General features: G+C 70.4%; 11 protein-coding genes. 6 read left to right on the top strand and 5 right to left on the bottom strand.

Features of this window, described 5'->3' with window-relative positions; genetic code table 11:
- The first annotated feature begins 92 nt into the window (after window positions 1–92).
- Window positions 93–1,190, top strand: a complete 1,098-nt coding sequence (locus tag AB0I03_RS08590; protein ID WP_360408660.1) for an ionic transporter y4hA — start codon at window positions 93–95, stop codon at window positions 1,188–1,190.
- Between the two features lie 12 nt (window positions 1,191–1,202).
- Here the strand turns inward: AB0I03_RS08590 and AB0I03_RS08585 are convergent, their stop codons facing one another.
- Entirely contained in the window at window positions 1,203–1,985 is a 783-nt protein-coding gene (locus AB0I03_RS08585) for a TSUP family transporter (RefSeq protein ID WP_360408657.1), read from the bottom strand.
- A gap of 95 nt (window positions 1,986–2,080) precedes the next feature.
- On the opposite strand from AB0I03_RS08585, the gene AB0I03_RS08580 reads away from it, so the two are divergent.
- Window positions 2,081–2,674 (top strand): transposase, encoded by a 594-nt coding sequence (locus AB0I03_RS08580; protein WP_360408654.1) that lies wholly within the window; start codon window positions 2,081–2,083, stop codon window positions 2,672–2,674.
- A 324-nt stretch (window positions 2,675–2,998) separates the two neighbouring features.
- On the opposite strand, the gene AB0I03_RS08575 is transcribed toward AB0I03_RS08580, so the two are convergent.
- The gene (locus AB0I03_RS08575; RefSeq protein ID WP_360408651.1) at window positions 2,999–4,468 is read right to left on the bottom strand and encodes a catalase; all 1,470 of its coding nucleotides are present in this window, start codon (window positions 4,466–4,468) and stop codon (window positions 2,999–3,001) included.
- Window positions 4,469–4,623: 155 nt separating this feature from the next.
- Here AB0I03_RS08575 and AB0I03_RS08570 point away from each other — a divergent pair, with 155 nt between their 5' ends.
- The 3 genes from AB0I03_RS08570 to nhaA all read left to right on the top strand — a co-directional run bounded on the left by AB0I03_RS08570 (window position 4,624) and on the right by nhaA (window position 8,642).
- On the top strand, window positions 4,624–5,046 hold the full coding sequence (locus AB0I03_RS08570; protein ID WP_360408648.1) for a Fur family transcriptional regulator: 423 nt from the start codon (window positions 4,624–4,626) through the stop codon (window positions 5,044–5,046).
- 214 nt (window positions 5,047–5,260) lie between these two features.
- Window positions 5,261–6,715: an alanine/glycine:cation symporter family protein gene (locus AB0I03_RS08565; protein WP_360408645.1), complete on the top strand. Its 1,455-nt coding sequence runs from the start codon at window positions 5,261–5,263 to the stop codon at window positions 6,713–6,715.
- A 43-nt stretch (window positions 6,716–6,758) separates the two neighbouring features.
- The gene (nhaA, locus tag AB0I03_RS08560; protein ID WP_360408642.1) at window positions 6,759–8,642 is read left to right on the top strand and encodes a Na+/H+ antiporter NhaA; all 1,884 of its coding nucleotides are present in this window, start codon (window positions 6,759–6,761) and stop codon (window positions 8,640–8,642) included.
- Between the two features lie 63 nt (window positions 8,643–8,705).
- Here nhaA and AB0I03_RS08555 read toward each other — a convergent pair whose 3' ends face one another.
- The 3 genes from AB0I03_RS08555 to AB0I03_RS08545 form a co-directional block, all read right to left on the bottom strand.
- Window positions 8,706–9,236, bottom strand: coding sequence for a Rieske (2Fe-2S) protein (locus AB0I03_RS08555; RefSeq protein ID WP_360408639.1), 531 nt, complete (start codon window positions 9,234–9,236; stop codon window positions 8,706–8,708).
- A 189-nt stretch (window positions 9,237–9,425) separates the two neighbouring features.
- Window positions 9,426–10,553, bottom strand: coding sequence for an acyl-CoA dehydrogenase family protein (locus AB0I03_RS08550; RefSeq protein WP_360408636.1), 1,128 nt, complete (start codon window positions 10,551–10,553; stop codon window positions 9,426–9,428).
- A gap of 46 nt (window positions 10,554–10,599) precedes the next feature.
- Window positions 10,600–12,120 (bottom strand): acyl-CoA carboxylase subunit beta, encoded by a 1,521-nt coding sequence (locus AB0I03_RS08545; RefSeq protein WP_360408633.1) that lies wholly within the window; start codon window positions 12,118–12,120, stop codon window positions 10,600–10,602.
- Between the two features lie 491 nt (window positions 12,121–12,611).
- Here AB0I03_RS08545 and AB0I03_RS08540 point away from each other — a divergent pair, with 491 nt between their 5' ends.
- On the top strand, window positions 12,612–14,717 hold the full coding sequence (locus tag AB0I03_RS08540; RefSeq protein ID WP_360408630.1) for an acyltransferase family protein: 2,106 nt from the start codon (window positions 12,612–12,614) through the stop codon (window positions 14,715–14,717).
- Window positions 14,718–14,722 lie beyond the last annotated feature (5 nt).

The raw sequence follows: 14,722 nt of genomic DNA, 5'->3' as shown, positions 1-14,722 counted from the left end.
GGGACAATGGGGACGATCAACGGTTTGTGGGCGGTTCCATCCGATCCGTGAACTGCACCGACCTGTGGCCCCGGTTGTGAAACCATGCGCCCATGGCCGCCGTCAAGAGCAACCCGCTCCTCTCCTGGACCGTGATCGCACCGATCCTGGGGGTGGCGGTGCTGGCCGCGGTCTGGGGCCGGGAGCTCGGCGCGCCGCTGGTCATCCTCGCGGCGGTCGCCCTCGTCGCGACCGTGCTCGCCGCGGTCCACCACGCGGAGGTCGTCGCCCACCGCGTCGGCGAGCCCTTCGGCTCGCTCGTCCTCGCCGTCGCGGTCACCGTGATCGAGGTCGCGCTCATCGTCACCGTCATGGCCGGCGGCGGCTCCGAGGCCGAGACGCTCGCGCGCGACACGGTGTTCGCGGCGGTCATGATCACCACCAACGGCATCGTCGGCATCGCCCTCCTCGTCGGCGCCCTCAAGTTCGGCACGACGCTCTTCAACCCCGAAGGCAGCGGCGCGGCCCTCGCCACCGTCGCCACGCTCGCGACCCTCGGCCTGGTCCTGCCGACCTTCACCACGAGCGAGTCAGGCCCGGAGTACTCGGCGTCGCAGCTGGTCTTCGCCGCGCTCGCGTCGATCACGCTGTGGGGCCTGTTCGTGTTCACGCAGACGGTGCGCCACCGCGACTTCTTCCTGCCGATCACCGAGGACGGGGTCGTCACCGAGGAGGACCACGCCGACCCGCCGAGCGGGAGGACCGCGCTGCTGAGCCTCGCGATGCTCATGGTCGCGCTCGTCGGCGTCGTGGGCCTGGCGAAGGCCGAGTCGCCCGCGATCAAGGCCGGGGTGCTCGCGGCCGGGTTCCCGGCGTCCTCGGTGGGTGTGGCGATCGCGCTGCTGGTGCTGCTGCCGGAGTCGATCGCGGCGATCCGCGCCGCGTCGCGCAACCGCATCCAGACCAGCATCAACCTCGGCTACGGCTCGGCGATCGCGTCGATCGGCCTGACCATCCCGGTGATCGCGGTGACCTCGTTCTTCATGGACGGCCCGCTGCTGCTGGGCCTGGGCTCGACCGAGATCGTGCTGCTCGGGCTCACCGTCGTCGTCAGCGTCCTGACGATCGTGCCCGGCCGCGCCACGCGCCTCCAGGGCGGCGTCCACCTGGTGCTGCTCGCGGCCTACCTGTTCCTCGCGATCAACCCTTGACGGACCCGGGTTTCAACGAGCCCAGACGTCCCAGCTCAGCCGGGCCAGGAGCGCGAGCACCACGATGACCAGCACGACGCGCACGAACTTGCTGCCCCTGGACATCGCGGTGTGCGCGCCGAACCACGCGCCGAGCATGGCGCCCAGGCCCATCACGGCGCCCAGCAGCCACCAGATGTTGTCCTGCGCCGCGAAGACGACGAGCGCGCCGAGGTTGGTGGTCATGTTGACCACCTTGGTGTGCGCGGCGGCGGCCAGGAAGTCCATGCCGAGGATCGACGTGAACGCCACCGCCAGGAAGATCCCGGTGCCGGGGCCGATGATCCCGTCGTAGAAGGCGATCGCCAGGCCGCACACGACCATCACGGCCGCGGCGCGCCACCGGGTGTGCAGCTCCGGCTTCGGCTCCAGGCCCAGCTGCGGCTTCGCGACGACGAGCACGAGCACCGCCAGGAGGACGGCGATGATGATGGGCTTCAACGCGTCCGAGGAGACCGAGAGCGCGGCGAGCGCCCCCGCGCCCGAGCCGAGGAGCGCGAGCCCGACGGTGGGCCACAGCAGCCGGTGCTCGAGTTTGATCTTGCGGGCGTAGGCGATCGCCGAAGTGGTGGTGCCGAAGACCGACGCCATCTTGTTCGTGCCCAGCATGAGCGCGGTGGGCGCTGTGGGAAAGGCCACCAGGAGCATGGGGAGCTGGATGAGCCCGCCGCCGCCGACGACCGCGTCGACCCATCCGGCGAAGATTGCCGCGGCGATGAGCAGGGCGAACAGGCCGGGATCAAGGTCGAAGGGCACCACGCCAAGTTACTTGCCGCGCGGCTGGCAGACACGCCGATGAGGTGAGGAACACGTGTCGGAGTGTAATCGTCTGATATCAACAGGTCATGGACATGACGAAGCCTATGACCCACTTGGTGAAACGCGGCTACGAGTATACGTTCGACCCCGATGAGCAGCAGCGGCGGAATCTGGAGGAGACGCTGGAAGCGGTTCGGGCCGTGTACAACTGGTCGCTGTCGGTGTTCCAGCGCGAATGGCGCGCCAAGGGGGAGAAGATCTCGTACGCCGAGATCTCGGCCCGTCTCACCAAATGGAAGAACCAGCCCGCGAACCGGTGGGTGAAGGTCTATTCGTCGGTGCCGCTCCAGCAGATCGCCCGGCAGCTCCACACCGAGTACCACTCGTTCCTCAACGGCCGCAGCCGCGAACCGGTGCCGAAGGAGCACGGCGAGCAGACGCAGCTCGTGTACTCCCGCGCCGGCTACTACCTCAAGGGCCGGGAGGTGAAGCTCGCGAAGCACAAGGAGCCGCTGGCGATCTCGTGGGGCCTGGAGCGGCCCAGCCGCGACGACATCACCTCGATCACCGTGAACCGCGAGAGCGACGGCCGCTGGAAGCTGTGGATCGTGGCCGAGGAGTTCATCGAGGTGCCACGCCAGAAACCGCCGGAATGCGGCGAGTGCGGGCGCGTCCTGGAGGACTAGCCCCGCGAAGCGGACAGGCCCGGCGTCGCGCACGCCGGGCCGCTTCGCGTTTGGCGCGGGGTCGGCGACCACGGGTTTCTTCGCGGGGACGCGATACGCCCGGCCGGGGTGCCCTTCCCAAGGCCCCGGCCGGGCGGCCGGACCCGGTCCGGTGTCCCTCGCGGGCGCACCGGACCGGGTCGCTGTCGAAAAGCCGCGGGCCTGGCGGCTACTCCCACCCGCGGCTCTCAACGCGTCTTGCATGCGCAGCTTCGCTTTCGGCTGCGCGGCTCCGTGCTGCTCGCGCAGCACCGCGCTCCACTACTTGCGCAGCTCCGCCCTCTATTACTTGCGCAGCTCCGCTACGGCGACGGCGAGGCGCTTGCCGTAGTTCTCGTCGGCCTTCGCGAAGTTCGCGATGGCGCGCTCGATGATGTCCTCGCGGCTGACCTTCGCGATGAACCCGGAGAGGTTCGCGATGAGGCGGTCCTGCTCGTCCTCGCTCATGAGGCGGTAGAGCTTGCCGGCCTGCACGAAGTCGTCGTCCTCGGCGTGCTTGGGGGTCTCCCACTCGCCGGTGAGGCCGCTGACCTGGGTCGGGCCCCACAGCGGCTGACCGGTCTCGTACGGGCCGCCGAACGAGTTGGGCTCGTAGTTCTTCTGGCGGCCGTGGCGGCCGTCGTAGCCCTGGCCGTCGCGGTTGCCGTTGCGCGCCTCGGTGGCGTGCGGGCGGTTCACCGGCAGGTGGTCGGCGTTGATGCCGACGCGGTAGCGGTGCGCGTCGCCGTAGGCGAACAGGCGGCCCTGGAGCATCTTGTCCGGCGACGGGCCGATGCCCGGCACGAAGTGCGCGGGGGAGAAGATCGACTGCTCGACCTCGGCGAAGATGTTCTCCGGGTTGCGGTTGAGCTCGAGCTTGCCGATGGTGATGCGCGGGTAGTCCTCGTTCAGCCACACCTTGGTGAGGTCGAACGGGTTGTACCGGTAGGTCGCGGCCTCGGCGGCGGGCATGATCTGCACCTGCACGGTCCAGGACGGGAAGTCGCCGCGCTCGATCGACTCGCGCAGGTCGCGCTGGTGCGAGTCGGGGTCCTCGCCGGCGAGCTTGTTGGCCTCGTCCTGGGTGAGGTTCTTGATGCCCTGGTCGGTCTTGAAGTGGTACTTGACCCAGAACTGCTCGCCGGCCTCGTTGACCCACTGGAAGGTGTGGGAGCCGAAGCCGTCCATGTGGCGGTAGGACGCGGGGATGCCGCGGTCGCCGAAGAGCCAGGTGACCTGGTGGACCGACTCGGGGGAGAGGCTCCAGAAGTCCCAGACGTTGTCGGCCTCCTGCGAGCCGGTGTACGGGTCGCGCTTCTGGGTGTGGATGAAGTCGGGGAACTTGATGGCGTCGCGGATGAAGAACACCGGGGTGTTGTTCCCGACGAGGTCGTAGTTGCCCTCTTCGGTGTAGAACTTCAGGGCCCAGCCGCGCGGGTCGCGGCGGGCGTCGGCGCCGCCGAGGGAGTCGGCCACGGTGGAGAAGCGCAGGAACGTCTCGGTCTCCTTGCCCACCTGGGACAGGAACTTGGCCTTCGTGTACTTCGTGACGTCGGCGGTCACGGTGAAGGTGCCGTAGGCGCCCGCGCCGCGGGCGTGGACGACGCGCTCGGGGATGCGCTCGCGGTTGAAGTGCGCGAGCTTCTCGAGCAGGACCTGGTCCTGGATGAGCAGGGGCCCGCCGACGCCGGCGGCCTCGCTCTGGTTGTTGTTGGAGATCGGCGCGCCGGACTCGGTGGTCAGCGGCCCGGCAGTGTTGTCGAACTGCTCGCTCATGCGGAGGCCTTTCTAGCGATTCACGACTCTGTTTGTTTAAGACTCGATCCTAGCTTAGACTATGTCTAAACAAAGAACCAGTCCCAGGTAAGTAGTGCCACAGTGTTTCGCCTGCTAGAGTGGTATTCAATGCCCCGACCGCGTGAGAGAACAGCATGAGCGACCTCGTTACCCGACTCCGGCGCCACAACTGGCGCATCACTCCGCAGCGGCGTGTCATCGCCGAGACGCTCGAGGGCTCCCACGTGCACTTCACCGCCGAGGAGATCCTGGAGCGCGCCGTCGAGCGCATGCCCGAGCTCTCGCGCGCCACGGTCTACAACACCCTCAACGAGATGGTCGCCCTCGGCGAGGTCCTCGAGCTCACCCTCGACGGGCGCTCGAAGCGGTACGACCCGAACGCGGACCACGAGCACCACCACCTCATCTGCGAGGGCTGCGGGCTCATGAAGGACGTGCACGCCATGGCGGACCCGGTGGACTGGCTCCCCGGCGACGAGCGCCACGGCTTCAGCGTCACGCGCGGCTCCATCACGTACCGCGGCCTGTGCCCGGACTGCCAAGGCGCCGAGGCGTAAGCGACGCGGACGCGGCCCCCCCGGGCGCCATTCCTGTCGCGCTCTAGCCGCACTTCGGTGACGAATCGGCCACGACCGCTCCGATGCCTTGCTTTGTCCTATTCCGCTCCGTTATCGTCGGCGGGCCGTCGGCGACCCCGAACCGGCGGCATGCACCCCGCTCACCCGTTAGGTTCAGGTCACGAGCCTGCCCGCCCGACCCAAGGAGCCCGCCGTGGACGACCTGCTCGAACAGGTGCTGACGGTCAACGACCAGTTCTGGACCTGGGGCATCATCCCCTTGATCGTCATCACCAGCCTGCTCTACCTCGTGCTCACCAAGGGCGTCCAGTTCCGGCTGCTCGGCCAGATGTTCCGCGGGCTGCGCGAGGACCCGGGCGACCTGCCGGACGGCACCAAGAAGATCTCGGCGTTCCAGGCGTTCGCGATCTCCTCGGCCGCCCGCGTCGGCACCGGCAACATCGTGGGCGTCTCCACCGCCATCGCCCTCGGCGGGCCCGGCGCGGTGTTCTGGATGTGGCTCATGGCCCTCGTCGTCGCGGGCGCGGCGTTCGCGGAGTCGACGCTCGCGCAGGTCTACAAGGAGCGCACCCCCGAAGGCGGCTTCAAGGGCGGGCCGGCCTACTACATGAAGCACGGCCTCGGCCTGCCGTGGATGGGCGTCGTCTTCTCGATCATCCTCATCTTCACGTACCCGTTCAGCTTCAACATGGTGCAGGCCAACACCTTCACCGGCGCAGTGAACGACTCCCTCTCAGGGCTCGGCGTCGAGACCGGCGACGGCACCTCGCTGGTCGTCGGCATCGTCCTCGCGGCCATCACCGCGGCGGTCGTCTTCGGCGGCCTCAAGCGCATCGCCCACTTCACGCAGCTCGCCGTCCCGATCATGGCCGTGGTCTACCTGCTCCTGGGCGCGGCCATCGTCATCATCAACGCCGACCAGCTGCCCGGGGCGATCGCGAACATCGTCAATTCCGCGTTCGGCATCGAGCAGTTCGCCGGTGCGACCGTCGGCACCGTCATCCTCATGGGCGTGCGCCGCGGCATGTTCTCCAACGAGGGCGGCATGGGCTCGGCCCCCAACGCCGGCGCCACCGCCTCGGTCAGCCACCCGGTCAAGCAGGGCCTCACGCAGGCGTTCGGCGTCTACTTCGACACCCTGTTCATCTGCTCGATCTCGGCGTTCATCATCCTCACCACGAACCCGGTGTACGGGGACGCGAACGTCAACCTCGTCACCCGCGGCGTCGACGCCGCCCTCGGCGGCTGGGCCCTCCAGGTCATGGCGCTCATCCTGGTGCTGTTCACCTTCACCTCGGTGGTCGGCAACTACTACTACGGCGAGTCGAGCGTCAAGTACATGCTCGACAAGCCGTACATGGTGCACGGCCTGCGGGTCGTCGTCGTGGGCCTCGTCCTGGTCGGCTCGGTCGCCTCGCTCGAGGACGTCTGGGCGATCGCCGACGTCACCATGGGCCTCATGGCCACCGTCAACCTCATCGCCGTGCTCGGCCTCGCCGGCGTCGCCGTCAAGGTCCTGCGCGACTACGACCGGCAGCGCAAGGCCGGCCTCGACCCGGTGTTCACCCGCGAGTCCGTGCCCGGCCTCAAAGGACTCCAGGTGTGGGAGCCGGACACGGAACCGGTCGTGAGCGCCTCCGAAAAGTGACGACTCGCCGAGCCGCCGCAGGCGCATCGATAGGCTCTCCCGCATGACGCAGTCGAAGGAACCCTGGAAGTCACCGATCTGGCGCTCCGAGCCGGCGTTCCTCTACTCGCGCCGCCCGCTCGCCCGCTACGTCGGCCGCCCCGCCGCCGCGTTCCTCCAGATCGAACCGGCGGCGGGCGTCGTGCTCGTCGCGTGCGCGGTCGTGGCCATGCTCTGGGCCAACTCGCCGTGGGCCGCCTCGTACACGGCCGTGTGGGGCCTCGACGTCACGTTCGCGTTCGGCGACTTCGAACTCCACCACACCCTCAAGGACTGGATCAACGACGGCCTCATGGCCATCTTCTTCTTCGTCGTGGGCGTGGAGATCAAGAGCGAGATCGTCTCCGGAGAACTCTCCAACCCCCGCAACGCCGTCCCGCCCATCGCCGCCGCCGCGGGCGGCATGGCCGCGCCCGCCCTCATCTACGCCGCCTTGAACACCGGGACCGCGGGCGCGGGCGGCTGGGGCATCCCCATGGCCACCGACATCGCGTTCGCCGTCGGCGTCCTCGCCCTCTTCGGCTCCCGCATCCCTTCGGCCGCAAGGATCTTCCTGCTCACCCTCGCCATCGTCGACGACCTCGGCGCGATCGCCGTCATCGCGGTCTTCTACACCGAGGACCTCTCGATGGCCTGGCTGGCGACCGCCGGCGCGATCATCGCCCTCGCGATCGTCCTGCGCGTCCTCAACGTCTGGTCCGGGCCCGTCTACCTCGTCATCGGCGTGCTCCTGTGGGTCGCCATGCTCGAATCGGGCGTGCACGCCACCATCGCCGGCGTGGTCATGGGCCTCATCATCTCCGCCAGGCCGCTCCTGGACCCGCAGGTCGCGCACGCGCGGGCGCAGGAGATGGCCAAGGACGGCCTCACCGCCGAGGAGACCGAGCAGCTCGTCAAGTTCGCCCGTGACGCCGTGCCCCCCACCGAGCGCATCCAGGCCCGCAACCACCGGTTCTCCTCGTTCGTGGTCCTCCCGCTGTTCGCCCTCGCCAACGCCGGCGTCGCGCTCTCCAGTGACCTGTTCGCCACCGCACTCACCTCCACGGTGACGCTGGGGATCATCCTCGGCCTCGTCGTCGGCAAACTCGTCGGCATCACCAGCGTCACCTGGATCGTCGTGAAACTCGGCTGGGGCCGCATGCCCACCGGCACCACCTGGCCGCTCCTGGCCGCCATCAGCATGGTCGCCGGCATCGGCTTCACCGTCGCCCTGTTCATCACCGAGCTCGCCTTCGGCGGCGGCGACGCCCGGCTCCTCACCGACGAGGGCAAGATCGGCGTTCTCTGCGCCTCGTTCCTGGCCGCCGTCATCGGCGCGCTCGCCGTCCACCTGACCGCCCCGAAGACCCCGCAGCCCGAGCCCGCCCACGAGGACGAGCGGGCTGTGGAGGACGCCGCGAACGCGGGGTTAGGCTTGGCCCACTGCTGTTCACAGCGACTCGAACCTCGAGTGAGACCCGACCTTTGGAGGGACGCCGTCTTGGCTCCGCAGAATCTCATGTCCCAGCCTCCGGCGACGAAGATGCCCGAGGACACCGAGGCCAGGAAGTTCCTCGACGAGCACACGCCCGAGGACACCGTGCGCCGCTACCCGTGGTTCTGCGCCGCCTGGGCCCGCCTGGCGAAGAACGCCCTGGAGTCGGGCGACGACGTCGCCGCCTACGCCTACGCGCGCACCGGCTACCACCGCGGCCTCGACCAGCTGCGCCGCAGCGGCTGGAAGGGCCACGGGCCGATCCCGTGGGACCACAAGCCCAACCGCGGGTTCCTCAAGTCCCTGCACCAGCTCTCGCGCGCCGCCGCGGCCATCGGCGAAGCCGACGAGGCCGCCCGCTGCGCGCAGTTCCTGCGCGACTCCGACCCGGCCGCGGCCGACGCCCTGACGTAGACCGCACCGCGAACGCGAAAGCGGCCGGGAAGCACCTGCTTCCCGGCCGCTTTCGCTGTGCGCCTAGGCGAGTGCGATCTGGCCGTCCTCGACCGTGATCTCCACTGTCGAGAGATCCACTTCGGCCGGGCCCTGCTCGAGCGCGCCGTCGATCGTCCACGTCGACTGGTGGCTCGGGCAGATGATGTTGCCGTCCGCGTCAGGGGCCGCGACGATCGAGCCCTGGTGCGGGCAGACCGCCGAGAACGCCAGGAACTCGTCGGCCGCGGGCTGCACGATCAGCGTCTCGTCTACGACGATGCCGCCCCCCACCGGCACGTCCGAGGTCGCCGCGATCCCGCCGCCCCCGCCGCTCTCACCGGTCGTGCCGCCGTCCGTGGCGCCGCCGGTCGAACCCGTCGTCGCAGCGTCGGCGCCGTTCGGGGACTCGGCCGTGCCGCAGGCCGCGAGCGCACCCGCCGCCCCCAGCCCGGCCAGCCCGCACATCACCCCGCGCCGGCTCGCCGACTGCCGGCCTGCGCGCAGCGCTGCGGCCGCAGTGCCTTTGTCCGGCAATCGCACTGCCGGATCGGATCCGGTCCTGGTGTCGGTCATCGTTGAGCTCCTTGCGCTTCAGATGCGGCGCCGCGAACCGCCGCCGCATGGCGAGCCGAGGCCGTGTGCCGTTGCAACGCCTGCGGTCGCAACGCTAACGCCCGGATGCCGAGCTTGGCACGCCGTAGCGCCGCAGATCAAGCATTTTAGTTGAAGCTTCATCAAGTTCTCAGGAAGCTCACAGCCGCCCTAGACCCCCAGGGACCTCGCGATCAGCATCCGCTGCACCTCATTCGTCCCCTCACCGATCTCCAGCACCTTGCAGTCCCGCCACGCCCGCGCCACCGGCGTCTCGTTCATGAACCCGTACCCGCCGAAGATCTGCGTCGCCTCCCGCGCGTTCTCCACCGCCGCCTGCGACGCGTGCAGCTTCGCCAGCGCCGCATCCGTGCTGAACGGCTCGCCCGCGTCCGCCTTCAGCGCCGCGTCCTGCCACGCCAGCCGCGACGTGTGCGCCCGCAGCCGCATGTCGGCCAGCATGAACGCGATCGACTGGTTCGACGCGATCGGCCGCCCGAACGCCTCCCGCTCCTTCGCGTGCGCCACCGACTCGTCCAGGCAGCCCTGCGCCGAACCCGTCGCCAGTGCGGCGATCGCGACCCGGCCGCTGTCGAGCAGCTCCAGGAACTGCACGAACCCGCGCCCGCGCTGGCCGATGAGGTTGGCCTCGGGGACGCGGCAGCCGTCGAAGTAGACGGGCCGGGTGTCGGAGGCGCGCCAGCCGACCTTGGAGTACTCGGGGCCGATGTGGAGCCCGGGGGTGCCGGGTGCGACGGCGATGCAGGAGACCTCGCCGGGGCCGGTCTGGGCGGTGGTGACGATGAGGTCAGTCATCTCGGTGCCGGCGTTGGTGATGAAGCACTTGGCGCCGTCGATGACCCATTCGCCGTTCTCGAGGCGGGCCTTGGTGTCGGTGTGGCCGGCGTCGGTGCCGCCGCCGGGTTCGGTGAGGGCGAAGGCGACGAGGCCCTGGCCGGCGGCGAGGCGCGGGAGCCATTTGTCGCGCTGTTCGGGGGTGCCGTAGCGGGCGATGCCTTCGGCGCCGAGGGTCACGGAGGCTTCGACGGTGACGGCGACGGAGGCGTCGACGCGGGCGATCTCCTCGAGGGCGAGGCCGAGCATGAAGAGGCCTGCGCCCGCGCCGCCGTACTCCTCGGGGAGGGTGACGCCGAGGACGCCGAGTTTGCCGAGCTCGCGGATGAGGTCGGCGGGGAACTCGCCGCGTTCGTAGAAGTCGCCGATGACCGGTTTGATCCGGTCTTGGGCGAAGGCGCGCACGGCGGCGGCGAATTCGGTCTGCTCGATGTCGAGTCGCATGGTGGGCTCCCTGTTGATGTGCGGATCGCAGGCGTCGCGGCGGCGGCTACACCGGTGTGATCGGGTGTCTGCGGTCGGAGAACCGGCGGTCCTTGTGGGTCAGCCGGCGGTATCGGGCGATGAGGTCATCGCGGAGGCGGGCGGGTTCGATGATGTCGTCGACGACGAGTTCGCCGGCGAGGCGGCGCAGGTCGACGTCGGCTTCGTACTCGGCGCGCTTGTCGGCCACGAACTGCTCCCGTTCGGCGGGGTCGTCGATGGCGGCGATCTTGTTGGCGTACACGGCGTTGACGGCGGCTTCGGCGCCCATGACGGCGATGCGGGCGGTCGGGAGGGCGAGGCAGGCGTCGGAGCCGAAGGCGGGTCCGGCCATGGCGTAGAGGCCGGCGCCGTAGGCCTTGCGGACGACGATGCAGAGTTTGGGCACGGTGGCCTCGGCCACGGCTGCGATCATCTTGGCGCCGTGGCGGATGATGCCGCCGTGCTCGACGGCGGAGCCGACCATGAAGCCGGGGACGTCGGCGAGGAACAGCAGCGGCACGTTGAACGAGTCGCAAGTGGACACGAAGCGGGCGGCCTTGTCGGCGGAGTCGGAGAACAGGACGCCGCCGCGCACGGCGGAGTTGTTGGCGACGATGCCGACGGGGCGGCCGTCGAGGCGCGCGAACGCGGTGATGAGCTCGCCGGCCCAGCGGGCCTGCACTTCGAGCACGGAGTCGCGGTCGACGAGCCCGTCGAGGAACGCGTGCATGTCGAACGGGGCGGATTCGCTCGCGGGGATCTGGGCGGCGAGGTCGACCGGGAGCGGCGGGCGGGCCGCGCGCACGGGTGCGGGCTGCGTCCAGTTCGACGGCAGGTAGGAGAGCCAGCGCCTGACCGAGGCGATGGCCTCGTCCTCGTTGCGGCACAGGAAGTGCCCGACGCCGGACTGCTCGCAGTGGACGCGGGCGCCGCCCATGTCCTCGAGGGTGGTCTTCTCGCCGGTGACCATCTCGACCATGCGGGGGCTGCCGAGGTACATGGAGGCGTTGCCGTCGACCATGGCGACGATGTCGCAGAACGCGGGGATGTAGGCGCCGCCGGCGGCGCTGGGTCCGAAGAGCGCGCAGGCCTGCGGGATCTTTCCGGAGGCGCGGACCTGCTCGTGGAAGATCCGGCCGGCGCCGCGGCGGCCGGGGAAGAGCTGCACCTGGTCGGTGATGCGGGCGCCGGCGGAGTCGACGAGGTAGACGATCGGGTGCTGCTCGAGCTGGGCGGCCTCGACGGTGCGGATGATCTTCTCGACGGTGCGCGCGCCCCAGGATCCGGCCTTGACGGTGGAGTCGTTGGCGACGAGCCGGATGGGGCGGCCCTGCACGGTGGCGGTGCCGACGACGACGCCGTCGGCGGGGAGTCGGGGGTCCGGGTTGGCCCAGAGGGCGTCCTCGCGGAACGAGTCGGGGTCGCACAGGCGCCGGATGCGCTCGCGCGCGTGGTACTTGCCCGCTGCCGCGGCGGCCTGGTGGTACTTCTCGGCGCCACCGCGCTCGATCCGCTCGCGCTCAGCCGGGTAGTCCCCGAATTCCACGTCACGGCCTCCTTGCCGAAACAGCGTCCCTTAACGATCGTTAAGGCAAGCTTATTGTGTCCCGCCGATCCGCGCGTGTCAACGCATTCGCCGCACCGGTAATTCAGTTGTTCACCGGCGGGTTCACAGCCGGTTGCGAAGGTCGTCCACCTGCTTCCTCGCCGAGGCGCCGAGCCTCGTCCACCAGGCGCTCCGCTCACAGCCCGAGCCGTCCACCTGCGGCATCGCTCCCGGCCTCAGGCCGATGTCGTACCCGCCGGGCACCCTGGAATCGGGGGTGCCTCCTGATGCCCGATTTGCGGGTATCCGCCGCGAACCGCCGTACTCGCGTTCCACCCCCGCGCGCCGCCGCAACCGCCCCGTTCCCCCGCAACCTGCCGCGGCTACCCTCGGGGAACCACCGCGCGCGCCCGCAAAGCCGCGCCCGACGCCGCGCCCCCAACGCCGTGCCCCCAGCACGCCCCCTCCCCCGGAGTTCGATGAGCAACCGCGTGAGCACCAGCGACACCCCGATCGCCACCCCCGCGCCCGCACCACCGGCCGCCCGGCCGCCGCGCCTGCGCGAGATCGACGGCCTCCGCGGCCTCGCCATCGTCGTCATCGCCGTCTACCACATCTGGTTCGACCGCGTCTCCGGCGGCGTCGACGTGTTCCTCCTGCTCTCGGGCTTCTTCATCACTGCGAGCCTCCTCCGCTCGGTCGACCGCACCGGCTCGGTCGCCCCCCTCGCCTTCGCCTCCCGCATCGTCCGCCGCATCTTCCCGCCCGCCCTCGTCGTCGTCGCCGCGAGCGTCGCCATGACGGTCCTCTGGCTCCCGCGCGCCACCTGGATCCAGCAGCTCGGCGACCTCCTCTCAGCGGCCCTCTACTACGCCAACTGGCACCTCGCCTTCAACTCCGTCGACTACCTCTCCTCCAACAACGGCGCGAGCATCGTCCAGCACTACTGGTCAATGGGCGTCCAAGCCCAGTTCTACGTGCTCTGGCCGCTCCTCATCGCCGCCGCGGTCGGCCTCGCCGCCCGCACCGGACGCAGCCCCCGCCGCACCCTCGCCGCCGCCCTCACGCTCGTCTTCGCCGCCTCGTTCGCCTTCGCGCTGTGGGAGACCGCCGCGAACCAGGCCTTCGCGTACTTCGACCTCCGCGCCCGCCTCTGGCAGTTCGCCGCGGGCGGCCTCCTCGCCCTGGCCCTCCCGCGCCTGCGCACCGCCTTCACCGACCCCGCAGCGCCCCAAGCGACATGGACGGCCGCACTGCTCGGCTGGGCCGGCGTCGCCGTCCTCCTCGGCGCGGGCTTCTTCCTCGAGAGCACCCAGTTCCCCGGGCTCGCCGCGCTCTGGCCCGTCGGCGGGGCCTGCGCGGTCGTCATCGCCGCGTCCCTCAGCCCCGGCGCCGGCGCCGGGCGCCTGCTCAACACCGGGTTCGTCCAGTGGCTCGGCGACCTCTCCTACACGCTCTACCTCTGGCACTGGCCGATCCTCATCTGCTACCTCTCCGCGACCGGCCGCGACACCGCGACCCTCCCCGGCGGCCTCGCCGTCCTCGCCGCCGCGACCGCGCTCGCGGCCGCCACGCACTGGGCCCTCGAGCGGCGCCTCCCCGCCACCGGCCTCGGCCAGCGCACCAGGCGCGGCGCCTTCGCCCTCGGCGCGGCGTTCATGGCGCTCGCGCTCGCCGCCTGCGCCGCCCTGGCCGGGTACATCGCCTACGAGCGCGACCGGCTCGCCGAGGCCGCGAACGACCCGGCCCGCTACCCCGGCGCGGCCGTCCTCGCCGAGGGCGTCGAGGTGCCCGAAGCGGACTTCACGCCCTCGACGCTCGACGCCGCCCTGGACTACGACCCGGCGCTCTCGGGCCGCTGCAACCAGACCATGGAGGGGTACGAGCCGATCCGCTGCGACTTCAGTCCCGGCGACGGCGACCTGGAGGAGGACGGGGCGGCCGACGGCGCGGGCGCCGCCGCCACCGTCGTCATGTACGGCGGCTCCAAGATCTGGCAGTGGCTCCCCGCGGTGCTCGACGCCGCCGCGACGCACGACTGGCACGTCATCGCGTTCACCAAGAACGCCTGCATCATCGAGACCGGCCAGGCGGACCTCGGCGAGGAGCGCTACCGCTCCTGCGCCGCCTGGAACGACGCGGTCGTCGCCGAGATCGATGCCATCGGGCCCGACCTGGTGCTCACCTACGGCTCCCGGGTCGGCTACGAGGCGTACGAGACCTTCCCCGACTACACCGACCGGTACGAGCAGCTCCTCGCGACCGGCACCGCCGTCGTCGCACTGCGCGACACCCCGAGCCCCCGCTTCGACATCCCGCTCTGCGTGGACCTCAACGGGCCCAACGCGAACGAGTGCACCGTCGACCGTGCCTCCTACTACGACGAGGGCGCGTTCGCGGCCCTGGAGGTCCCCGCGGGGGTCCACAAGGTCGACCTCACCGGGTACATCTGCGACGGCGGCGCCTGCCCGCCGGTGGTCGGCAACGTGCTCGTCTACCGCGACGACGCGCACCTCACCAACACGTACGCCGCGACCCTCGGCCCCTACCTCGGGGCCGAGCTCGCCGCGGTCCTCGCGGATCCCGCTGCGGGGTAGGCGAA

This window comes from Glycomyces sp. NPDC021274 (genome assembly GCF_040641195.1).
In the GTDB taxonomy this organism is placed as follows: domain Bacteria; phylum Actinomycetota; class Actinomycetes; order Mycobacteriales; family Micromonosporaceae; genus Glycomyces.
This window is presented reverse-complemented; position numbering and strand designations above follow the sequence as displayed.